Genomic DNA, 24,278 nt, shown 5'->3' on the forward strand with positions numbered 1-24,278 from the left:
ACGCGCCACCGGCCGTCCCCGGTGGCCCGACCGCCCAGTCCCCACTCAGCACGTCACCCGCCGGAGGCAGACCTTGATCCCGTTGTCGTTCGCGCAGCAACGGCTGTGGTTCATCGAACAGCTCGAAGGCCGGAGCGCGCTCTACAACACTCCGTTCGCCGTCCGGCTGAACGGCGAGATCGACGCCGCCGTCCTCTCCCTCGCCCTGCGGGACGTACTCGCCCGGCACGAGGTGCTGCGCACCACCTTCCCGGCCACCGACGGCCGGCCCCGGCAGTCGATCGCCGAACCGGACAACCCCGCCGTCACCTCCGTCGAGGTGGCCACCGTGGCGGTGACCGACGAGCGCGAGCTGACCGCAGCGGTGGACCGGGCGGTGCGGCACGTCTTCGACCTCGCGGCCGAACTGCCCGTACGCTGCACGCTGTTCTCGCTCTCCGCCGAGGAGCACGTACTGCTGGTGCTGATGCACCACATCGCCAGCGACGCCTGGTCCGTCCCGCCGCTCTTCCGCGACCTGGACGCCGCTTACCGGGCCCGCCGCGCCGGCGCCGAGCCGCAGTGGGAGCCGCTGCCCGTCCAGTACGCCGACTACACCCTGTGGCAGCACGAGGTGCTCGGCACCGAGGACGACCCGGAGAGCGTGCTCGCCACCCAACTCGCCTACTGGCAGGACGTCCTGGCCGGGGCGCCCGAGGAGCTGGCCCTCCCCTGCGACCGGCCGCGCCCCAACGCGCCCAGCCATCTCGGCGGCGCCGCCGATCTCACCCTCGAATCCCAACTGTACGTCGACCTGGTCGAGTTGGCGGCAGCGGAACGGGTCAGCCTGTTCATGGTGCTGCAGGCCGCGGTGGCCGCGCTGTACACCCGGCTCGGCGCGGGCACCGACCTCCCGCTGGGCACGGCCGTGGCCGGACGCACCGACGAGGGCCTCGACGACCTGGTCGGCTTCTTCGTCAACACCCTCGTCCTGCGCACCGACACCTCCGGCGACCCGAGCTTCCGCGGCCTGCTGGAGCGCGTCCGACAGCTCGACCTGGACGCCTTCGACCACCAGGACATCCCCTTCGAGCGCCTCGTCGAGCAGCTCAACCCCGCCCGCACCCCGGCCCGGCACCCGATGTTCCAGACCATGGTGACGCTGGACAGCGACGAGGACCTCCCCTCGGACTTCGCCGGACTCACCTGCCGGGAGCACCTCCTCGACCAGCGCCTGGCCAAGTTCGACCTGTCCTTCGCCTTCGTCGAGCAGCACGACGTCGACGGCGTCGCCAACGGCCTGACCGGAGCCGTGGAGTACGCGACCGACCTGTTCGACCACGCCACCGCCGCCACCATGGGCCAGCGCCTGACCCGGGTGCTGCGGGCGGCCGCCGCCGACCCGGACGCGCCCCTCAGCACGATCGAGATCCTGAGCCCGGCCGAGCGGGAGCAACTGCTGACCGGCTGGGCCGGACCCGCCGCCGAACTGCCGTCGGGAGCGGTGCCGGAGCTGTTCGAGGCGCAGGCCGCCACGACGCCCGAGGCGGTCGCGCTGGTCTGCGGCGGCGAGGAACTGACGTACGCCGAACTCAACGCCCGGGCCAATGGCTTGGCGCTGCGGCTGGTCGAGGCGGGCGTGGGCACCGAGACGCCGGTCGCGGTGCTGCTGGAGCGTGCCCCCGCCCTGGTGATCGCCCTGCTGGCCGTCCTCAAGGCCGGTGGCACGTACGTCCCGCTGGACGACGCCCAGCCGGAGGAGCGGCTACGGGCCGTCCTCGCCGACGCCGGAGCCGGCATCGCCGTCACCGACCGCGACCACCCCGCCCTGGCCGGACTCACCACCCTCGCGGTCGGCCACGAGACCGCCGACAACCTCGAAAGGCGCTTGGACTGCGCCCAGTTGGCGTACGTGATGCACACCTCCGGCTCCACCGGCACCCCCAAGGGCATCGGCATCACCCACCGCTCCGTCGTCGACCTCGCCCTCGGCGGCACCTTCGCAGGCGGCGGCCACGACCGCGTCCTGGTCCACTCGCCCACCGCCTTCGACGCCTCCACCTACGAACTCTGGACACCCCTGCTCTCCGGCGGCAGCCTGGTCATCGCCCCCGCCGGACGCCTCGGCGTCACCGAACTCGCCGCCACCATCGACCGGGGCGCGGCCACCGCCGCCTGGATGACGGTCGGCCTCTTCAACGTGCTGGCCACCGAGGCCCCGCAGACCTTCGCCGGGCTGCGGGAGGTCTGGACGGGCGGGGACATCGTCTCGTCGGCCGCCGTCCGGCGGGTCCTGCAGGCCTGCCCCGGCCTACGGGTGGTGAACGGCTACGGGCCCACCGAGACCACCACCTTTGCCACCCGCCACCCCGTGACCGCTGCCGCCGAGCTCGCGGGCGCCGTCCCGATCGGCCGGCCCCTGCCCAACACCCGGACGTACGTCCTGGACGACACCCTCCGGCCCGTCCCCGTCGGAGTCCCCGGCGAGCTGTACATCGCGGGAAACGGCCTCGCCCGAGGCTACGTGGGCCGCCCCGCCCTCACCGCCGAACGCTTCGTCGCCTGCCCCTACGGCGAGCCCGGAAGCCGGATGTACCGCACGGGCGACCTGGCCCGCTGGACCACCACGGGTGAACTGGAGTTCGTCGGCCGAACGGACGACCAGGTCAAGATCCGCGGCTTCCGGATCGAACTCGCCGAGGTGGAGGCGGCGTTCGCCGCCCACCCGGCCGTCCGCCAGGCCTTCGCGACCGTCCGCCAGGACCAGGCGGGCGACAAGCGCCTGGTCGCCTACGTCACCGGCACGGCCCCGCTCGACGAGCTGCGCGCCTTCGTCGCCGACCGCCTGCCCGCCTACATGGTTCCGGCCGCCGTCGTCGCGCTCGACGCCCTGCCCGTCACCCCCAACGGCAAGGTCGACCGCCGCGCCCTTCCCGCCCCCGACTACACCGCCACCTCCGCAGGCCGCGCCCCCCGCAACGCCATGGAACAGACCCTGTGCGAACTCTTCGCCGAGGTCCTCGGACTGGCCGAGCCGAGCATCGACGACAACTTCTTCGACCTCGGCGGGCACTCCCTCCTCGCCACCCGGCTGGCCAGCCGCATCCGCACCGTCCTCGGTACCGAACTCCCCGTCCGCACCCTCTTCGACAGCCCCACCATCGCGGGGCTGGCCCAGCACCTCGGCGAGAGCCGCACCCCGGTGCGCGCCGGCCTGACCGCGCGGGAGCGCCCGGATCTCGTCCCGCTCTCGTACGCCCAGCAACGCCTGTGGTTCATCGACCAGTTCGAGGGGCCGAGCGCCCTCTACAACACCCCTTTCGCGATCCGGCTGACCGGCGAGGTGGAAGCCGCCGCCCTGGCCGAGGCCCTCAACGACGTGGTCACCCGGCACGAGGTGCTGCGCACCCTCTTCCCGACCGCCGACGACCGGCCCCACCAGCTGATCGCCGAAGGCCTCCGGCCCCGCCTGACCGTCACCCGCGTCGGCGACGGGACCGAGCTGACCGCGCTGCTGGACCGCGCCATCGGCCACGCCTTCGACCTGGCCGTCGAACTGCCGATCCGCGCCCAGCTGTTCTCCCTGTCGGCCGAACAGCACGTGCTGCTCGTACTGATGCACCACATCGCCAGCGACGGCTGGTCCGTCGCCCCGCTCTTCCGCGACCTCGGCGAGGCCTACCGGGCCCGCAGCAAGGGCTCCGCGCCCGAGTGGCAGCCGCTGCCGGTCCAGTACGCCGACTACACCCTCTGGCAGCGCGAGATCCTCGGCGCCGAGGACGACCGCGACAGCCTGATCGGGCAGCAACTCGACTTCTGGCAGCAGGCCTTGACGGACGCGCCGGAGGATCTGGCGCTGCCCTACGACCGGCCGCGACCGGCCGCGCCCAGCCACCGGGGCGAGCTGGTCGAGTTCACCGTCGGCGCCGAACTGCACCAGCGGCTCGCCGAGTTGGCCAGCGACAACCGCGCGAGCCTGTTCATGGTGCTGCAGGCCGCGGTGGCCGCGCTGTACACCCGCCTGGGCGCAGGCACCGACCTGCCGTTCGGCACCCCCACCGCCGGACGCACCGACGAAGCCCTCGACGACCTGGTCGGCTTCTTCGTCAACACCCTCGTCCTGCGCACCGACACCTCCGGCAACCCCAGCTTCCGCGAACTGCTCGACCGCATCCGCCGCACGGACCTGGACGCCTTCGAGCACCAGGACATTCCCTTCGAGCGCCTGGTCGAGCAGCTCAACCCCACCCGCACACCCGCCCGCCACCCGCTCTTCCAGACCCTCATCGCCCTGGAGAACCAGGCCAAGGTTCCCGACACCTTCGGCGGCCTCCCCTGCGCCGAACTCGAATTCGACCTCAGCGTGGCCAAGTTCGACCTCTCCTTCGGCTTCGCCGAACCGAGCGGACCGGGGGGCCTCTCCGGAGCGATCGAGTACGCGGCCGACCTCTTCGACCGCGCCACGGTCACCACCCTCGCCGAGCGCCTGCTGCGGGTCCTCGACGCCGCTGCCGGCGATCCCGACGCACCCATCGGCGACATCGAGATCCTGAGCGCGTCCGAGCGGGAGCAGTTGCTCTCCGGCTGGCACGGCCCCGCCGCCGAACTGCCGTCGGGAGCGGTGCCGGAGCTGTTCGAGGCGCAGGCCGCCACGACGCCCGAAGCGGTCGCACTGGTCTCCGGCGGCGAGGAACTGACGTACGCCGAACTCAACGCCCGGGCCAATGGCTTGGCGCTGCGGCTGGTCGAGGCGGGCGTGGGCATCGAGACCCCGGTCGCGCTGCTGCTGAACCGTTCGGCGGCCCTGGTGATCGCTCTGCTGGCCGTCCTCAAGGCTGGTGGCACGTACGTCCCGCTGGACGACGCCCAGCCGGAGGAGCGGCTACGGGCCGTCCTCGCCGACGCCGGAGCCGGCATCGCCGTCACCGACCGCGACCACCCCGCCCTGGCCGGACTCACCACCCTCGCGGTCGGCCACGAGACCGCCGACAACCTTGAACTCGCGATAAATCGAAGCCAGTTGGCGTACGTGATGCACACCTCCGGCTCCACCGGCACTCCCAAGGGCATCGGCATCACCCACCGCTCCGTCGTCGACCTCGCCCTCGGCGGGACGTTCGCGGGCGGCGGCCACGACCGCGTCCTGGTCCACTCGCCCACCGCCTTCGACGCCTCCACCTACGAACTCTGGGCACCCCTGCTCTCCGGCGGCAGCCTGGTCATCGCCCCCGCCGGACGCCTCGGCGTCACCGAACTCGCCGCCACCATCGACCGGGGCGCGGCCACCGCCGCCTGGTTCACCGCCGGCCTGTTCAACGTCGTGGCCACCGAGGACCCGAGTGCCTTCACCGGCCTCCGCGAGGTGTGGACCGGCGGCGACGTCGTCTCCCCCGCCGCCGTCCGACGCGTCATGACCGCCTGCCCCGGCCTGACCGTGGTCGACGGCTACGGGCCCACCGAGACCACCACCTTCGCCACCCACCACCGCATGGCCACCCTGGCCGAGGTGCCCGCCACCGTCCCGATCGGCCGGCCGCTGCCCAACACCCGGGCGTATGTCCTGGACGACACGCTCCAGCCCGTTCCCGTCGGAGTCCCCGGCGAGCTGTACATCGCAGGCAACGGCCTCGCCCGAGGCTACGTGGCCCGCCCCGCCCTCACCGCCGAACGCTTCGTCGCCTGCCCCTACGGCGGGCCCGGAACTCGCATGTACCGCACCGGCGACCTCGTCCGCCGGCGCGCGGACGGCGTCCTGGAGTTCCTCGGCCGCACCGACGACCAGGTCAAGATCCGCGGCTTCCGGATCGAACTCGCCGAGGTCGAGACGGCGTTCACCGCCCACCCCGGCGTCGGCCAGGCCCTCGCCCTGGTCCGCGAGGACCAACCCGGCGACAAGCGCCTGGTCGCCTACGTCACCGGCACGGCCACCCCCGGCGAACTGCGCGCCTTCGTCACCGACCGCCTCCCCACCTACATGCTCCCCGCCGCCGTCGTCGTCCTCGACGCCCTGCCCGTCACCCCCAACGGCAAGGTCGACCGCCGCGCCCTCCCCGCCCCCGACCACACCCGCGCCCCCGAAGGCCGCGCACCCCGCAACGCCACCGAACAGGCGCTCTGCGAGCTCTTCGCCGAAACCCTGGACCTGCCCGCCGTCAGCATCGACGACAACTTCTTCGACCTCGGCGGACACTCACTCCTCGCCACCAAGCTCGCCAGCCGCATCCGCACCACCCTCGGTACCGAACTCCCCATCCGCACCCTCTTCGACCACCCCACGGTCGGCGAGCTGTCCGGTGCGCTGCCCGCCGCCCAGGCGCGACCGGCGCTCCAGCGGCGTACCAGGCCGGCCCGGATCCCGCTCTCCCCGGCCCAGCAACGGCTCTGGTTCATCGACCAGTTCGAGGGCCCGAGCGCCCTCTACAACACCCCCTTCGTCGCCCCCCTCACCGGCGAGATCGACATCACCGCCCTCACCGAGGCCCTCAACGACGTGGTCACCCGCCACGAGGTGCTGCGCACCACCCTCGCCACCACCGACGGCCGGCCCCACCAGCTGATCGCCGCGAGCGGCCGGCCCGTGCTGCGCACCCACCGGGTGGCCGACGAACAGGAGCTGCAGGCCGCCGTGGCCGAGGCCACCGCCGAGGTGTTTCGCCTCGCCGAGGACCAGCCGATCCGGGTCACGCTGGTCTCTCACGGTACGGACGGCGGCGCCGACCGGCACGCCCTGGTCGTCCTGCTCCACCACATCGCGGGCGACGGCTGGTCCGTCACGCCCCTGGTGCGCGACCTCGACACCGCCTACCGGGCCCGCCGCACCGGGAGCGCCCCCGACTGGCAGCCGCTGCCGGTCCAGTACGCCGACTACGCCCTGTGGCAGCACGAACTGCTCGGCGCCGAGGACGATCCGAGCAGCGTCCAGCTTGCCCAACTCGCCCACTGGCGCCGCGCGCTGGCCGATCTCCCGGAGGAGCTGGCGCTCCCCTACGATCGTCCGCGGCCCGCCTTCCCGAGCCATCGCGGCGGGACGGTCGAGTACCGGCTGAACGCCGAACTGCACCGCCGCCTCACCGAGTTGGCCGCCGCTGGACGCGCCAGCCTGTTCATGGTCCTCCAGGCCGCCGTCGCCACCCTCTACACCCGCCTGGGCGCAGGCACCGACCTCCCACTCGGCACGCCGACCGCCGGACGCACCGACGAAGCCCTCGACGACCTGGTCGGCTTCTTCGTCAACACCCTCGTCCTGCGCACCGACACCTCCGGCGACCCCACCTTCCGCGAGCTCCTCGACCGCGTCCGCCGGGCCGACCTGGACGCCTTCGAGCACCAGGACCTCCCCTTCGAGCGGCTCGTCGAACACCTCAACCCCACTCGCACCCCGGCCCGCCACCCGCTCTTCCAGACGGTCCTGACCGTCAGCAGCGGCCCGGCGCCCGTGCTCACCCTCGGCGAGGTCAGCGGAGTCCTGGAGGGCGCCGGCGAGTCCCTGGCGCACTTCGACCTGAACTTCAACTTCACCGAGCGGCACGGCGAGGACGGCACGGCGCTCGGGGTCGCTGCGGCGGTGGAGTACGCGGCGGACCTGTTCGACCGCGCCACCGTCACCACCCTCACCGAGCGCCTGCTGCGCGTCCTGGAGGCCGTCGTCACCGAACCGGACGCGCCCATCGGCGGGATCGAGATCCTCAGCCCGGCCGAACGGAGCCTGGTCCTCACCGGCTGGAACGACACCGCCGTCCCGGTCGCCGACACCACGCTGTCCGAGCTGTTCGAGGCCCAGGCCGCCGCCACCCCCGACGCGGTCGCCGTGGTCTCCGACACCGAGCGGCTGAGCTACGCCGAACTGGACGCCAGGGCCGGAGCTTTGGCGGCCGTCCTGCTGGAGCGCGGGCTGGCGGTGGAGGAGCCGGTCGCGATCCTGATGGACCGCTCGGCCGACCTGGTGACGGCGATCCTCGCGGTCACCAAGGCCGGCGGCACCTACGTCCCACTGGACACCCGGTACCCGCTGGACCGGATGCGGCACATCCTCGCCGACACCCGGGCACAGCTCGTCCTGGTCGACCCGTCCCACCGCGACCACCCGGTGCTCACCTCCGAAGGACCGACCCCGCTCGACGTCACCGGAACCCGCGCCGCCGCGCCGGCGAGCCGGCGCTCGCTCCCCGGCCAGCTCCTCTACGTGATGTACACCTCGGGCTCGACCGGTGTTCCCAAGGGCGTCGCGGTGACCCACCGCAACGTGGTCGACCTGCTGGCCAACCGGCACTTCCACCAGGGCCACCACGAGAGCGTGCTGCTCCACTCGCCCACCGCCTTCGACGCCTCCACCACCGAGGTGTGGGCGCCGCTGGTGACCGGCGGGCGGATCGTGCTGGCGGCCCCCGGGCAGCTCGACCTGTCCGCCCTGGCCGCGACCATCACCCGGCACGCCGTCACCCTGGTACAGGCTCCCTCGGGCCTGCTGCGGCTGATGGCCGAGGAGGCCCCGGAGGCGTTCCGGGCCGTCCGGCAGGTGTGGACGGGCGGCGACGTGGTGCCCCCGGAGGCCGTGCGGCAGCTGTTCCGGGTGTGCCCGGAGACGGAGGTGGTCGCGGTCTACGCGCCGACGGAGACCACGGCGATCAAGACCACGTTCACCATGTCGCCCGGTGAGGAGGTCCCCGCCGTGGTGCCGATCGGCCGTCCGCTGGCCAACACCCGGGCCTATGTGCTCGACGACGCCCTCCAGCCGGTCCCGGCCGGGGTGCCCGGCGAGCTGTACATCGCGGGCAACGGTCTGGCCCGCGGCTACGTCGGCCGGCCAGCACTGACCGCCGAGCGCTTCGTCGCCTGCCCGTTCGCCGGAAAGGGCGAGAGGATGTACCGCACCGGCGACATCGTCCGCTGGAGCGCGGACGGCGTCCTGGAGTTTCTCGGCCGCACCGACGACCAGGTCAAGGTCCGCGGCTTCCGCATCGAGCCCGCCGAGGTGGAGGCCGCGCTCGCCGCCCACCCGGCGGTCGGCCACGCGGTGGCGATGGTCCGCGAGGACCAGCCGGGCGACAAGCGCCTCGTCGCCTACGTCACCGGCGCAGCCACCCCCGGCGAACTGCGCGCCTTCGTCACCGACCGCCTGCCCGCCTACATGCTCCCGGCGGCGATCGTCACCCTCGACGCCCTGCCCGTCACCCCCAACGGCAAGGTCGACCGCCGTGCCCTCCCCGCCCCCGACCACACCGGCACCCCCGAAGGGCGCGCCCCCCGCACCGACACCGAACAGGCCCTCTGCGAGCTGTTCGCCGAAACCCTCGGACTGCCCACCGTCAGCATCGACGGCAACTTCTTCGACCTCGGCGGACACTCCCTGCTCGCCACCAAGCTCGTCAGCCGCATCCGCACCGCGTTCGACACCGAACTCCCCATCCGCACCCTCTTCGACGCCCCGACGGTCGCCGCCCTCGCCGAGCACCTCGGCAACAGCCGCACCCCGGTGCGGGCCCGGCTGACCACCCGGGAGCGCCCCGAGCTCGTCCCGCTCTCGTACGCCCAGCAACGGCTGTGGTTCATCGACCAGTTCGAGGGCCGGAGCGCCCTGTACAACACCCCCTTCGCCCTCCGTCTCTCCGGCGCGGTGGACACCGCCGCCCTCGCCATGGCCCTCAACGACGTGGTCACCCGCCACGAGGTACTGCGCACCACCTTCCCGACCACCCACGGCCGGCCCCACCAGCTGATCGCCGCGACCTCCGAACTCGCCCTGCACGTACACCCGGTGGCGGACGAGGAGGAGCTGCGGGAGGCCCTCGCGGAGGCGAGCCGTGAGACCTTCGACCTGGCCGTCGATCTGCCGGTCCGCGCCCGGCTGCTCTCGCTCCCGGCCGACGAGCACGTGCTGCTGGTACTGATGCACCACATCGTCAGCGACGGCTGGTCCGTCGCTCCCCTGCTGCGCGACCTCGACACCGCCTACCGGGCCCGCCGCACCGGCAGCGCCCCCGACTGGCAGCCGCTGCCGGTCCAGTACGCCGACTACGCCCTGTGGCAGCGCGAACTGCTCGGCTCCGAGGACGATCCGGGCAGCACCCATCACATCCAACTCGCCTACTGGAAGCGGACACTGGCCGGGCTGCCGGAGGAGCTGACGCTCCCGTACGACTGCAGGCGGCCGATGCTCCCGACCCGCGCGGGAGACACCGTCGAGTTCCGCGTCCCGGCCGAACTCCACGCCTCGATGGCGGAGTTGGCGCGTACGAGCCGCTCCTCGGTGTTCATGGTGGTGCAGGCCGCGCTCGCGGCCACCCTGAGCCGACTGGGCGCGGGCGCCGACATCCCGCTCGGCACCCCGATCGCGGGCCGCACCGACGAGGCGCTCGACGAGCTGATCGGCTTCTTCGTCAACACCCTCGTCCTGCGCGCCGACCTGTCCGGCGAGCCGAGCTTCCACGAACTGCTGGAGCGGGTGCGGCTGGCCAACCTGGACGCCTTCGAGCACCAGGACGTGCCCTTCGAGCGGCTGGTCGAGGTGCTCAACCCGGCCCGTTCGACGGCCCGGCACCCGCTGTTCCAGGTGATGCTGACCTTCGGCACCGGCGAACCGGCCACCCCCTCGTTCGCCGGCCTGCCCGCCCGCATCGAACCCCCGTCGGCCGAACTCGCCAAGTTCGACCTGGCGTTCGGCTTCAGCGAGCAGCTGGACGCGGACGGGGCACCGGCCGGGATCGGCGTGGTGGTCGAGTTCGCCCGGGAGCTGTTCGACCCGGCCACGGTGGCCGCCATCGGCGGGCGCTTCGAGCGACTGCTCGCCGCCGTGGTGGCCGAGCCGGCCCGCCCGGTCGTCGAGGCGGAGATCCTGACGCCGGCCGAGCGGACGCTGATCCTGGACCACTGGAGCCGACCCGAGCAGCACCCGCACCCGGTCGAACCGACCACCATCCCGGCCCTGTTCGCGGCCCAGGCGGCCCGCACCCCGGAGGCCGTGGCGGTGGTCCACCGGGACGAGCGGGTCAGCTACGCCGAGCTGGACGCCCGGGCGAACCGGCTGGCGCGGTTGCTCGCCGCCCGGGGAGTGGGCCCCGAGCGCCTGGTGGCGCTGGCCCTGCCGCGCTCGGTGGAACTGGTGGTGGCCGTACTGGCGGTGCTCAAGGCGGGCGGCGCCTACGTGCCGATCGACCCGGACTACCCGGCCGACCGGATCGCCTACACCCTGCGCGACTCCGCGCCCGAGCTGCTGCTCACCACCACCGTGGCCGCCGCCCGACTTCCCGACTCCGCAGTACCGTTGCTGCTGCTCGACACCCCGGAGACCGCGGCCGAACTGGACCGCACCGCCGCCGGAGCCCCCGCTCCCGCGCTCGGCCCGGACCACCCGGCGTACGTCGTCTACACCTCGGGCTCGACCGGCCGCCCGAAGGGCGTGGTGATCCCGCACGCCAACGTCGCCCGGCTGTTCGCGGCCACCGACCACTGGTTCTCCCCCGGCCCGGAGGACGTCTGGACGCTGTTCCACTCCTACGCCTTCGACTTCTCGGTCTGGGAGCTGTGGGGCGCGCTGCTGCACGGCGGCAGCCTGGTCGTGGTGCCCTTCGAGACCAGCCGCTCGCCCCGGGAGTTCCTGGAGCTGCTGGTCCGCGAGCGGGTCACCTTCCTCAACCAGACCCCCTCCGCCTTCTACCAGTTGATGCAGGCCGACCAGGAGGAGCCGGAGCTCGGCGCCCTGCTCGCCCTGCGGCGGGTGGTCTTCGGCGGCGAGGCGCTCGACCTGGCCCGGCTGGCACCCTGGTACGAGCGGCACGCCGAGGACGCCACGGTGCTGGTCAACATGTACGGCATCACCGAGACCACCGTGCACGTCTCCTACCGCCCCCTGGACGCCGGCACGGCCGCCGGACAGTCCCGTTCGCTGATCGGCGCGGGCATCCCGGACCTGCGGCTCTACCTGCTGGACTCCCGGCTGCGCCCCGTGCCCGCCGGGGTACCCGGCGAACTGTACGTCGCCGGGGCCGGCCTGGCCCGCGGCTACCTGGGCCGCCCGGGGCTGACCGCCGAACGCTTCGTCGCCGACCCGTACGGCGCCCCCGGCACCCGGATGTACCGCACCGGCGACCTGGCCCGCTGGACGGCCGGCGGCGAGCTGGACTACCTGGGCCGGATCGACGCCCAGGTGAAGATCCGCGGCTTCCGGATCGAGCTGGGCGAGATCGGCTCGGTGCTCAGCCGCCGCCCGGAGGTGGCCTCCGCCGCCGTGGTGGTCCGCGAGGACGCCCCGGGCGAGAAGCGCCTGGTCGGCTACCTGGTGCCGGCCGCCGGCCCGGTCGACCCGGACGCCCTGCGCACCCACCTGGCCGCCGAACTGCCGGACTACATGCTGCCCGCCGCCCTGGTGCCGCTGGAGCGTCTGCCGCTGACCCCGAACGGAAAGCTCGACGAGCGGGCGCTGCCCGCCCCCGGACCGGGCCGCGCGGGCGGCGGCCGGGGGCCGCGCACCCCGCTGGAGGAGGTGCTCTGCGGGCTGTTCGCCGATGTGCTCGGCCTGGATCGGGTCGGGATCGACGACAACTTCTTCGAACTGGGCGGCCACTCGCTGCTGGCGGGGCGGCTGGTCGCCGGGATGCGCGAGCTGACCGGCACGGACGACCTCGGCGTCCGGGCGCTGTTCCAGGCCCCGACCGTCGCCGGGCTGGCCGAGCTGCTCGCCGGAGCCCGGGACGGCGCCCCCGCCGAGGAGGCCTTCCCGGTGCTGCTGCCGATCCGCACCCGCGGCTCCCGCCCCCCGCTGTTCTGCGTGCACCCGGCGGCCGGGATCAGCTGGGTGTACACCGGCCTGCTGCGCCACCTGGACGCCGAGCGGCCGATCTACGGTCTCCAGGCGCCCGGGCTGGCCGACCTCTCGCGCCACCCGGAAAGCCTGGCCGAGATGGCCCGCACCTACCTGGCCGAGCTGCGCTCGGTGCGCCCGGAGGGCCCGTACGCGCTGCTCGGCTGGTCCTTCGGCGGCCCGGTCGCCCATGCGATGGCGGCGCTGCTGCGGCAGCAGGGCGAGCAGGTCGAACTGCTCGCGGTGCTGGACGGCTATCCCGAACTCGACGAGTACGCCGAGTTCACGGGCGACGACCGGGCCGAGCGCGACCCGGCGCTGCTCGCCGCGATCCTCGACTCCCTCGGCCAGCCGGCCGGCGAGATCACCGCCTGGCCCGCCGACGAGGCCGGCTACGCCGAGCTGGTACGGCACGGCGAGGGCCCGCTGACCGGGCTGAGCGGAGCCGGGGTGGCCCGGGTGGTCGAGGTCTTCCTCGCCAACCTCGCCCTGGCCGCGGAAGCCCCGCTGCCGGGCTACGACGGCGACGCGCTGGTGTTCGTCGCCGCCAAGGACCGCCCGGCCGACGCCCCTGACCCCGAGACCTGGCGGGCCCATGTGGGCGGCCGGGTGGAGATCCACGAGGTGCCGAGCACCCACGGCGCGATGACCGGCGCGGAGGCGCTCGCGGTCATCGGCCCGGTGCTCGCCGACCGCCTGCGCCACCCGGCGCCGGACCAGGGGCCCCGCCACCCCTGAACGCCATGCCCCGCCGCGACACCCCCGCACCACCACGCCAAGCGGCCGCGACCCGGCCCACACGAGGAATGGACACCACCGATGCAGACTGCCGTCATCCCCGACTCCTGGCGCGGCGTCACCCCGGCGCCGATCTCGTCGACCGACGCCTACAACGGCTTCATCGCCGCCAACGTGATCTTCGCGCTGGACCGGATCGGCGTGCTGGAGCAGATCGGCCGCGGCGAGCCGCTCTCGGCCGCCGCGCTCACCGCCGGGTCCGGTGACACCGCGCGCACCGAGGCCGTGCTGCGCGCCGCCGCCGACTACGGCTACCTCAAGGCCGACGGCGCCGGCTTCCTGCCCACCGAGGCGGGCATCGAGATCGCCTCCGCCCGCGGCTACTTCACCTGGGCCGTCGGCGGCTACCACGACGTGTTCGGCCGCGCCGGGCACCTGAGCACCGGCTCGCACCGCTACAACGAGGACGTGTACCGCGACGAGGCGATGGTCGCCCTCGGCTCCGCCCAGTGCGACCAGTCGCTGTTCGCCGCGCAGTTGACCGACGTGCTCTCCGGCATCGACTTCCGCACCATCGCCGACCTGGGCAGCGGCACCTCCGCCCGGGTGCGCCGGGTGGTCTCGCAGCGCGAGGGCTCCCGCGGCCTGGGCATCGACATCAGCCGCCCGGCCACCGAGATCGCCCGTGCCGACATCGCCGCGGCCGGAATGCAGGACCGGGTCACCGCCGTCCGGGCCGACGTGCTGGGCCTGCTCGGCACCCAGATCGACAACGACGCCGAGGCCGCCGAGGTGGCCGAGGTCGACACCGTGATGAGCTTCTTCCTGCTGCACGACCTGCTGGCCGACCCGACCACCCGCTCCTCGATCTTCACCCGGATGCGCGAGGCCTTCCCGAAGGCCCACACCTTCGTGCTCGGCGACACCATGCTGCGCGGCCCGGGCGAGTCGCAGAGCGCGATGCCCGTCTTCTCGGTCGGCTTCGAGCTGGCGCACGCGATGATGGGCGTGCCGCTGCACACCAAGGAGACCTACGAGCGGCTGTTCGCCGACGCCGGACTGCGGATCGACCGCGTCGAGGCGCTCGCCACCCCGCACTCCTGGCTCTACGTCCTGCAGGCCGACTGATGGCCGGCGACTCCGGCGCCAGACACCTGCTGGCCCAGAACGAGCACCCGTACCCGCCGCTGCCCTCCGTCCTGACCGCCCTGGCCGGCGCCGCCTCCGACCTGAACCGCTACCCGGACCTGCGCCCGGAGCGCTTCGCCGGGCTGATCGCCGACTGGCAGTCCGTCCCGGCCGCCCAGGTCGTGGTCGGCCACGGCTCGGCGGGCGTGGCGCTGGACCTCTTCCACTCCGTCGTCCGCCCCGGCGACAACGTGGTGCACTCCGCGCCCTGCTTCGACGCCTACCCGCTGTTCTGCCGGATCGCCGGGGCCGAGGCCCGGGCCGTGCCGCTCGGCCCGGACGCCCGGCACGACCTGGCCGCGATGGCCGGGCAGTTGGACGAGCGCACCCGGATCGTCGTGCTGTGCAACCCGCACAACCCGACCGGCACGGTCTACTCCTGGGCGGAGCTGACCGACTTCCTCCGCCGGGTGCCGGCCACCGCGCTGGTCCTGCTGGACGAGGCGTACATCGACTTCGCCCGGGGCTGGGAGGCCCCGGACGTGCCGGCCCGGATCGCCGAGTGGCCGAACCTGGTGGTGCTGCGCACCCTGTCCAAGTCGCACGGCCTGGCCGCGCTGCGGATCGGCTACGCCGTCGCCGAGGAGGCCGTGGCGCAGCGCGTACGGGACCACCAGGTGCCGTACGCGGTGAACCGGCTCCAGGAGGCGGGCCTGCTGGCCGCCGTCGCGGCCCAGGAGGAGGTGGACCGGCGCATCGCCGAGATCGCCGGGGAACGGGAGCGGCTGCGGGCCGAACTGCTCGCCCTGGGCCGGTCGGTGCCGCCGAGCCTGACCAACTTCCTCTGGGTGTCCGCCCCCGGCGACGAGACGCCGGTCAGGCGGGAACTGGAGCGGCTCGGCGTGGCCGTCCGCTTCTACCCGGGCCAGGGCATCCGGATCGCCGTCGGCGAGAAGGACGCCAACGACGCCGTGATCGAAGGTTTCACCCGCGCCCACCGGGCCGTCGCCCCGCCCCGCTAGCGTCGCCCGGCCGTCCAGCACCAACCACCAGACCGCAGCAACTAAGGACAGGACATGCACCCACTTCTGGCGCGGCCGGAATTCCGGCTCTACATCGCGGGACAGACGCTGTCCGTCCTCGGGGACAGCGCCCTCTTCATCGCCCTCGGCATCTGGGCGAAGGTCCTGACGGGGAGCAGTTCGGCGGCCGGTCTGGTGATGTTCTGCTACGCCGTCCCGATGCTGCTGCTGCCGCTCGGCGGCCTGGTCGCCGACCGGGTCCGCCGCCGGCCGCTGCTGGTCACGGTCAACCTCGTGCTGGCGGTGGCGGTTTCGCCGCTGCTGCTGGTCGACGGCCGCGGCCATCTGTGGATCATCTACGTCACCGCGGTGCTCTACGGGCTGGCCGGTGCCGTCCTCACCCCGGCCCAGAGCGCCATGCTGCGAAGTATTCTGACAGAGCGTCAGGACTTCGGCGCGGCCGTCGGGTTCACCCAGACCATGCGCGCGGGTACCACCCTGGTGGCGCCGCTGGTCGGCTCCGGCCTGTACGGGTGGCTCGGCGGCCGGGCCGTCGCCCTGGTCGACATCGGCATCCTGGTCGCGGCGGCGCTGGCCTTCCTGGCGCTGCGGGTGAACGAGCCGACGCCGCAACCGTCCGGCCGGCGCTGGCGCACCGAGGTGCTGGCAGGCTTCCAGCACCTGCGCACCACCGCCTCGCTGCTGCCGCTGCTGATCGCCACCACCGCCACCGCCACCGTGCTCAGCTTCCTCCAGCCGGTGCTGTTCTCGCTGATCCAGGGCGGGCTGCACCGCTCGCCGCAGTTCCTGGGCGTGCTGGAGACGGTGGAGGGGATCGGGGCGCTGGGCGGCTCGGTGCTGGGCGGCGTCCTGATCGGCAAGCTCGGCCCCCGGCGGACCGTCATGCTCGGCTCGGCCGTCTTCGGGCTCGGCGCCGTCCTGCTGCTGGTGCCCTCGGTCTGGGTGGTGTCGGCCGGCCTGCTGATCGCCGGGGCCGGCATGCCGGCCGGGGTGGTCGGCCTGGCCACCGCCGCCCAGTCCCTCACCCCGCCACAGCTGATGGGCCGCACCCAGGCGGCCGTCAACCTCTCGCTCACCGCCCCGCAGGCGCTCGCCATCGGCGTCGGCGCCGGGCTGGTGGCGGCGCTGGACTTCCGGACGGTGCTCGCCGCCATGGTGGTCGGCGCCCTCCTGTCGGCAGTCTTCCTGCTCGGCAAGCCCGATGCCGTCATCGAGGACGACGAGGACGAGGACGAGGAGGAGCCGGCCGTCCGGCCGACCGGGGAACTGACCGCGGATCCTGCCGAGGACCCGGCGGAGGAGCCCACCGAGGTGCCCGCCGAGTCCGCCCCGCGACCCTAGTCCTTGCGCCCTTGCGGCCCTGCGCCCTTTCACCCCCCGCCGTTTCGCACCACGCCACCGGCCCACCCCGGCGGCGGCCCTGCCGCACCGCACCGCCGCCCGGGGTGGGCCTCCGCGCACTCCTCACGAGAGAGCCTCCTCAGATGCCCGACCGTTCCTCTCCCGACACCGCCCCGCTTCCCCTGGAACTCCAGCTGGACCACGTCGAGTTCTACGTCGCCGACCTCGCCGCCGAACTCACCCGGCTGACCACCGAGTACGGCTTCGACCTGCTCGTCCCGCCCACCGAGCGCGGTGGGACCGCCGAGCGCTGCGTCTCGGCCCTGGTCGGGCAGGCCGCCGTCCGACTGCTGCTCACCCAGCCGCTGGCCGCCGGGCACCCGGCCACCGACTACCTGGCCCGGCACGACGACGGCGTGGCCGCGCTGGCCCTGCGGGTGCCGGACGCCACCGCCGCCTACCGGACGCTGACCGGCCGGGGCGCCGACGGGCTGCGCCCCCCGCAGGCCGTGGACGGCTGCGTCACCGCCGTGGTCGGCGCCTTCGGCGACGTGGTGCACACCCTGATCGAGCGCGGCCCGGACGTCCCCGCCGACCGGATACCCGGCCTGCCCGACGCCGCGCCGGCCGACCAGGGGCCGACCCTCGACGCCGACGCGGTGGGCCTGCGCTCGGTCGACCACTTCGCGGTCTGCGTCCCCTCCGGAGAACTGCGCGAGACCGTCCGCCGCTACTGCGAGGTCTTCGACTTCCGGATGATCTTCGAGGAGCGGATCGAGGTCGGCGCGCTCGGCATGGACTCGATGGTGGTGCAGAGCCCCGACCACAGCGTCACGCTCACCCTGATCGAGCCGCTCACCCCGGACGCCGGCGGCCAGATCGCCTCCTTCCTCGCCGACCACGGCGGCGCCGGGGTGCAGCACGTGGCCTTCTCCTCCCAGGACGCCGTCCACTCCGTCGCCACCATGGCCGCGCGCGGCGTGCCCTTCCTGCGCACCCCGGCCGCCTACTTCGACGCCCTGCCCGCCCGGCTGACCCCGCTGCGGCACTCCCTCGACCAGCTGCGCGAGCTCAACCTGCTGGTCGACCAGGACCACGACGGCCAGCTGTTCCAGATCTTCACCCGCTCCCGGCACCCGCGCGGCACCTTCTTCTTCGAGGTGATCGAGCGCATCCGGGCCCGCAACTTCGGCAGCAACAACATCCGCGCCCTCTACGAGGCCGTCGAACTCCAGCGCAACGCCAGCGAAGTCGCGGGATGAGCGCGCCGACCGCCACCGACCGCCGGCCGCCGCTCTCGGTGGCCGAGTTCGCCGGCCCCGCCCGCTCCGCCCTGTCGCCCGAGGTCTGGGACTGGCTCGCCGGCGGCGCCGAGCAGGAACACACCCTCGCCGCCAACCGGGCGGCCTTCGACCGGCTGGCCGTGGTGCCCCGGGTGCTGGCCGACGTGTCCGCCTGCGACACCACCGCGACCCTGGTGCGCAGCCGGTCGGCCCTGCCGGTCGCCGTGGCGCCGGTCGCCTACCACCGGCTCTTCCATCCTGAGGGCGAGCTGGCCTCGGCCCGGGCGGCGGCCGCGGCGGGAGTGCCGTTCACCGTCGGCACGCTCAGCAGCGTCGGCTTCGAGGAGCTGGCGGCGACGGGTGCCACACTCTGGTTCCAGCTGTACTGGCTTCGCGACCGGGGCCGCCTGCTCGATCTGGTCGCGGCGGCCGCGGCGGCGGGCAGCGAGTGCCTGGTGGTCACCGCCGACGTGCCGTACATGGGCCGTCGGCTGCGGGACGCCCGCAACGCCTTCGCCCTCCCCGGGGACGTCCGCGCGGCGCTGCTGGAGGGCGGCGCCGCCGGGCGGGCGCACCGGGCGGGTGCCGAGGTCTCCGCGGTGGCCGCGCACACCGCCGAGCTGCTCTCCCCCGCAGTCACCTGGGCGGACCTCGCCTGGCTGCACGAGCGGACCGAACTGCCGCTGGTGGTCAAGGGGTTGCTCGATCCGGCGGACGCCCTGCGGGCCGCCGAGCTGGGCGCCGAGGCCGTGGTGGTGTCCAACCACGGCGGCCGCCAGCTCGACCGGGCGGTACCCTCGCTGACGGCGCTGCCCGCCGTCGCCGAGGCGCTGGCCGGCCGGGACTGCCAGGTGCTGCTGGACAGCGGGGTGCGCGGCGGCTCCGACGTGCTGACCGCACTGGCGCTCGGGGCGTCCGGGGTGCTGCTCGGGCGTCCGCTGATCTGGGGCCTGGCGGCCGGCGGCGAGCCGGGCTGCGCCCGGGTGCTGGAGCTGCTGGCCGCCGAACTGCGGCACGCGCTCGGCCTGGCCGGCTGCGCCGACCTGGGCGCCGCCGCCGAGCTGCGCACCACCCCGATGCCCTGTCCCGCCTGGAGTGCCCCGTGACCCTCGTCGCCCCACCTCACCAACTACTGCTCGCCGAACTGCACGCGTCCCTCGCCGACCCGGCGATGACCTCGATGAACCTGCTCAACGAGATCTCCATCCGCTACCCGGAGGCGGTCTCCTTCGCGGCCGGCCGCCCGGCGGAGCAGTTCTTCGAACTGGACGCCGTCCACCGCCACCTGGACCGCTACGTCGACCACCTGCGCACCGAGCGCGGCCTCTCCGAGGAGGCGGCCCGGCGTCAGGTACTCCAGTACGGCCGGACCAAGGGCATCATCCACGAGCTGATCGCCGCCCACCTCGCGGTGGACGAGGGCATTGAGGTGCCCGCCGAGTCGGTCGTGGTGACGGTCGGCTGCCAGGAGGGGATGTTCCTGGTGCTGCGGGCGCTGCGCCGCGGCCCCGAGGACGTGGTGCTGGCCGTCTCGCCGACGTACGTCGGGCTGACCGGCGCCGCCCTGCTGGCCGACCTGCCGGTGCGGCCGGTGGCCGACGGCCCGGACGGGCTGGATCTCGCCGACCTGCGCCGCCAGATCGCCGCCGCCCGGGCCGAGGGGCTGCGCCCGCGCGCGCTCTACCTGGTCCCGGACGTGGCCAACCCGAGCGGCGCCAGTCTGCCGCTGGAGCTGCGCCGGGAGCTGCTGGCGCTGGCCGCCGAGGAGGACTTCCTGGTCCTGGAGGACAACCCGTACTGCGTCTTCGCGGGCGAGGAACGGCTGCCCTCGCTCAAGGCCCTGGACACCGGGCGGCGGGTGGTCCACCTCGGGTCCTTCGCCAAGACGGCCCTGCCGGGCGCCCGGGTCGGGTACGTGGTGGCGGACCAGCTGGTGGCGGACGGCGCGGGCGGCACCGTGCTGCTGGCCGACCTGCTCGGCATGGTCAAGAGCATGACCACGGTGAACACCTCGCCGATCGCCCAGGCCGTGATCGGCGGGGCGCTGCTCGAGCACGGCCTCAGCCTGCGGGCCGCCAACGCCGAGGTGGCCGCGCTCTACCGGCGCAACCTCGCGCTGGTGCTGGACGGGCTGGCCCGGCGCTTCCCGCCCGGCGGCGGGGTGAGCTGGAACGAGCCGCGCGGCGGGTTCTTCCTGGTGCTCACCGTGCCCTGCACGGTGGACGACGCGCTGCTGGAACTCTCCGCCTCCCGGTACGGGGTGATCTGGACGCCGATGTCCCACTTCTACCCGGGCGAGGGCGGGGAGCGGCAGCTGCGGCTGTCCGTCAGCCAGGTCGACCCGGCCACCGTCGACCGGGGGCTGGACGGCCTGGCCGCCCTGCTCGCCGACCGGTCCCGAGCCGCCCGGACCCGAGCCGCCCGGTCCTGAGCTGCCCGGTCCTGAACTCCGGCGGGCGGGGGGCGGCCCCGCCCGCCGGATCGGGTGCTACGGGATCGCCACCGCCGTACCGGAGACCCGCACCCGGGAGTCCTCGGCGCGCAGTTCGACCCGCAGGACGCCCGGGCGGCCGAGGTCCTCGCCCTGGTGCAGCGTCAGCACCGTCGGCGCCGTCACCGCGCCCAGCTCGCGCAGGTACGCGCCGAAGGCGGCCGCGGCGGCGCCGGTGGCCGGGTCCTCGACCACACCGCCGACCGGGAACGGGTCGCGGACGTGGAAGACCTCGGCGGCCTCGCGCCAGACCAGTTGCAGGGTGACCAGGTCACGGGCGCGCATGAAGGCGGCCAGGCCGTCGAAGTCGTAGTCCAGCCGGGCCAGTCGGGCCCGGGTGCCCGCGGCGAGGACCAGGTGCCGGGCACCGGCGTAGCCGATCCGCGGCGGGAACGCCGGGTCCAGGTCGGCGGCCGCCCAGCCGAGCAGCGCGAGCGCCTCCTCGACGTCCGCGGCCGGCACCTCCTCGACCTTCGGCTCGACGCTGGTCAGCGTCGCCCGCAAGCCGTCGGCACCTCGCTCGACCTCGACCGGGACGTCACCGGCGGCGGTGCTGAACACGAACCGCCCGGGGCCGATCCGGTCGGCGAGCGCGACGGCGGAGGCCACCGTCGCGTGCCCGCAGAACGGCACCTCGGTGAGCGGGCTGAAGTACCGCACGCGGTACGTGTCCCGGGCGTCCCCCGGGGTCAGGAACGCGGTCTCGGAGTACCCGACCTCGGCGGCGACGGCGAGCATCCGCTCCTCCGTCAGGCCGGTGGCGTCGAGCACCACGCCCGCCGGATTGCCGCCCTCGGGGCGGATCGCGAAGGCGGCGTAGCGAAGGATCTCAGGAGCGTCGTCGGTCATGACCGGACGAACGTCCCGCCGGTGATCACTGTTCCCGGCGGCCCGCGTCAACGCAGCACCGCCTCCAGGAAGTCCGAGCCCAGTCGGGCACTGCCGGCCAGGTCCAGCTGGTAGAGCATGTACCGCCCGCGCCGCTCGGTGATCAGCAGCCCGGCCCTGCGCAGCACGGCCAGGTGGCGGGACACCTCGGGCGCGCTGAGCTGCCAGGCGGTGGCGAGTTCGCCGGTGGTGTGCGGGCCCCGGGCGATGGTGCGGGCCAGCCGCAGCCGGATCGGGTGGGCGAGCGCCTCCAGCCGCTGCTGGACCAGGGCGAGCGAGACCGGCTCTGGCAGTCCGGCCTCGGCGACGGGGTACTGCAGCACCGGCCGCCAGCCCTGGGCGTACACCGCCAGCAGGTGGGGGCGGCCGAAGACGGTGGGGATGAAGGTGACGCCGCCCCGGTCGGCGGCGCTGGCGGTGCTGTCCTGCAGCTTGTCGATGACGATCCGCCGCCGCCCGTCGCGCTCGTCCAGGGAGACCGAGGGGGACATCGCGGCGACCGCCTCGGCGAGGCCGCGGCGGGCGAGCAGGTCGGCCTTGCGCCGGGCATCGGCCGCGAGGTCGGGCAGGACGCGCTGCCAGGCGTCGGCGAAGAACGCGGACTGGCAGTCCTCCAGCAACTGCCGCACCAGGGCCCGCACCGCGGGCGGATCGGCGAGCAGCCGCTCCGCGAAGGCGGCCTGCCGGGGGCCCCGGGCGAGGGCGAGGTCGCGGGCGCGCTCATTGGCGACCGGGTCGGTGAGCGGGGAGGCCAGCCGGTAGGGGAACCGGGAGGCGCCGCAGGTGGTGATCAGGGCGGAGGCGACGTACCGCTCGTCGTCGAGCCGGTCGACGGCGTCGAGTTCCTCGGCGAGGGTGGTGCCGGGCAGGCCGGGGACGAGGAAGTCGGCGCGCGAGGAGCGCCACAGGAAGTCGGCCTCCAACAGCCGCTCGGCGAGTTCCGGCGGGATCGCGGCGGTCGTACTGGCCGCCCAGCCGTGCAGCGCCGGGTGGTGCGCGGGCTCGGAGAGCACGTGCAGCACGGCGTTCAGCTCGGCCAGCGGGGACGGGCTGAAGAGCAGGCGCTCCTCGGGCAAACCGGTGATGTCTATCGTCACGCTCATGCGCCCACCTCGCTGCGCTCGGCAGGGGCACTCGCCCACCCGCACCTCTCGACGGTTCGCTCGCTTCGCTCACTCACGACAACCGATCCTGCCACCCTCTCCCACCTGCCCTTCCGTCGATTGACGCCAATCGTCAATCGACGGGACACCGGCCCCCACCCGGGCGGACCGTACCGGCCATGAGTGTGACCCAGGAGAAGTCCGTCCATGACCACGCCGCCGTCCGCACCGGCGAGCCGGCCGCCCCGCCGATCGGTACCGGCCGCAACGGCCCGTCCGCCCTGCTGAGCCTGCTGACCGCCGCGGGTGGCCCCCGGTACGCAGCGGCGCTCGCCGTCGACGCGGTGGGCGGCGGCATGCTGCGCCCGTTCCTGCTGCTGTACGGCGTCGGGGTGCTGCACCTGCACGCCGGATCGGTCGGCCTGGCGCTGTCCGCCGGGATGGTCGCGGGCCTGCTGGTGGTGCCGCTGACCGGCCGTTGGATCGACAGCGGCGCCCGCACCCTGCCCGCCGCCGTCACCCTGGTGCTCCGGTCGGCCGGCGCGCTGACCCTCCTGACGGCCGACGGGCTGGTGCTGTTCACCGCGGCGGCGGTGCTGTTCGGCATCGGCAGCCAGTCCTGGCCGACCACCCACGCCGCCGTGGTGAGCACCCTGACCGAGGGCCGGCTGCGGGACGCCGCACTCGCGGCCGGCAAGTCGGTGCGCAACGCGGGCCTGGGCGCGGGCGCGCTGCTGGCCACCGTCGCGGTCGCCGGCGGCACGGACTCGATCCGGCTGCTGGCCGGGGTGACGGGCGTGGCCTGCCTGGTCGCCGCCGCCCTGGTCGGTTCGCTGCGGGTCCGGGCGCCGCAGAAGGCCGCCGAGCGAGCCGGGGCCGCCGTGGCGCCGGGCGAGCCGCTGCGCCGGATCACCGTGCTGAGCCTGGCCAATCTGCCGTACGCGTTCTGCTTCGACGTGCTGGAGGTGGCGCTGCCCGCGCTGCTGGTGCTGCACCTGCACACCTCCGCGGCCTGGTCCTCGGGCGTGTTCGTGGGCAACACCGTGCTGGTGATCGTGCTGCAGCTGGCCGTCGTGCTCCGGCTGGCGAAGCGCTCGCGGCGGGCCGTGCTGGCGGCCGCGGGGGCCGTGCTGAGCGTCTCCTACCTGGGCTTCTGGGCAGCAGGCACATTGGGCGGCACCTCGGGGGCGGCGGGCGTCGCGGCAGTGGCCGTGCTGTACACGCTGGGCGAGATCCTCTACACCGGTTCGGGCACGGCCCTGGTCGCGGCCTCCGCTCCGCCGCACCTGCTCGGGCGGGCGCTGGCCCGGTGGGAGCTGTCCTCGGGGGTCGGCCGGGCGGCGGCGCCGGCGGTGCTGACGGCGCTGCTGGCCTCCGGCCCCGGGCTGCTCTGGGGGGCGCTCGCGCTGACCACGGCGGTCGGGGCGCTGGCGGTGCTGCGGCTGGGGCCGACGGAGTAGGGCGTGTTCGACGGGATGGGATGATCAT

The 24,278-nt window shown here is 74.1% G+C and carries 10 protein-coding genes; 8 read left to right on the forward strand and 2 right to left on the reverse strand.

Going from position 1 to position 24,278, the window contains the following annotated elements; translation table 11 throughout:
* Positions 1 to 73: 73 nt before the first annotated feature.
* The 7 genes from HS99_RS18050 to HS99_RS18080 all read left to right on the forward strand — a co-directional run bounded on the left by HS99_RS18050 (position 74) and on the right by HS99_RS18080 (position 20,739).
* Entirely contained in the window at positions 74 to 13,513 is a 13,440-nt protein-coding gene (locus HS99_RS18050; protein ID WP_079151529.1) for a non-ribosomal peptide synthetase, read from the forward strand.
* A gap of 81 nt (positions 13,514 to 13,594) precedes the next feature.
* Positions 13,595 to 14,641, forward strand: coding sequence for a class I SAM-dependent methyltransferase (locus tag HS99_RS18055; RefSeq protein WP_030289710.1), 1,047 nt, complete (start codon positions 13,595 to 13,597; stop codon positions 14,639 to 14,641).
* On the forward strand, positions 14,641 to 15,663 hold the full coding sequence (locus HS99_RS18060; protein ID WP_046386243.1) for a pyridoxal phosphate-dependent aminotransferase: 1,023 nt from the start codon (positions 14,641 to 14,643) through the stop codon (positions 15,661 to 15,663). Before HS99_RS18055 ends, HS99_RS18060 begins: the two co-directional genes overlap by 1 nt.
* Before the next feature lie 54 nt (positions 15,664 to 15,717).
* Positions 15,718 to 17,025, forward strand: a complete 1,308-nt coding sequence (locus tag HS99_RS18065) for an MFS transporter (RefSeq protein ID WP_050366368.1) — start codon at positions 15,718 to 15,720, stop codon at positions 17,023 to 17,025.
* 143 nt (positions 17,026 to 17,168) lie between these two features.
* Positions 17,169 to 18,287 carry a 4-hydroxyphenylpyruvate dioxygenase gene (gene hppD, locus HS99_RS18070; protein ID WP_046386242.1) on the forward strand — a complete coding sequence of 373 codons (1,119 nt, stop codon included), beginning with the start codon at positions 17,169 to 17,171 and terminating at the stop codon, positions 18,285 to 18,287.
* Positions 18,284 to 19,414 (forward strand): alpha-hydroxy acid oxidase, encoded by a 1,131-nt coding sequence (locus tag HS99_RS18075; protein ID WP_030554258.1) that lies wholly within the window; start codon positions 18,284 to 18,286, stop codon positions 19,412 to 19,414. Before hppD ends, HS99_RS18075 begins: the two co-directional genes overlap by 4 nt.
* Positions 19,415 to 19,479: 65 nt before the next feature.
* Complete coding sequence (locus HS99_RS18080; protein WP_078867651.1) at positions 19,480 to 20,739, forward strand: aminotransferase-like domain-containing protein; 1,260 nt, start codon at positions 19,480 to 19,482, stop codon at positions 20,737 to 20,739.
* A 57-nt stretch (positions 20,740 to 20,796) separates the two neighbouring features.
* Here the strand turns inward: HS99_RS18080 and HS99_RS18085 are convergent, their stop codons facing one another.
* A complete protein-coding gene (locus HS99_RS18085) occupies positions 20,797 to 21,648 on the reverse strand; it encodes a PhzF family phenazine biosynthesis protein (protein ID WP_030554253.1) in 852 nt (283 codons plus the stop codon).
* Between the two features lie 47 nt (positions 21,649 to 21,695).
* Positions 21,696 to 22,790 (reverse strand): DUF5937 family protein, encoded by a 1,095-nt coding sequence (locus tag HS99_RS18090; RefSeq protein WP_030289717.1) that lies wholly within the window; start codon positions 22,788 to 22,790, stop codon positions 21,696 to 21,698.
* A 179-nt stretch (positions 22,791 to 22,969) separates the two neighbouring features.
* On the opposite strand from HS99_RS18090, the gene HS99_RS18095 reads away from it, so the two are divergent.
* Entirely contained in the window at positions 22,970 to 24,250 is a 1,281-nt protein-coding gene (locus tag HS99_RS18095; RefSeq protein ID WP_198429365.1) for an MFS transporter, read from the forward strand.
* The last annotated feature ends 28 nt before the right edge of the window (positions 24,251 to 24,278 follow it).

It is taken from the genome of Kitasatospora aureofaciens, assembly GCF_001188955.3.
GTDB classification, from domain to species: domain Bacteria; phylum Actinomycetota; class Actinomycetes; order Streptomycetales; family Streptomycetaceae; genus Kitasatospora; species Kitasatospora aureofaciens.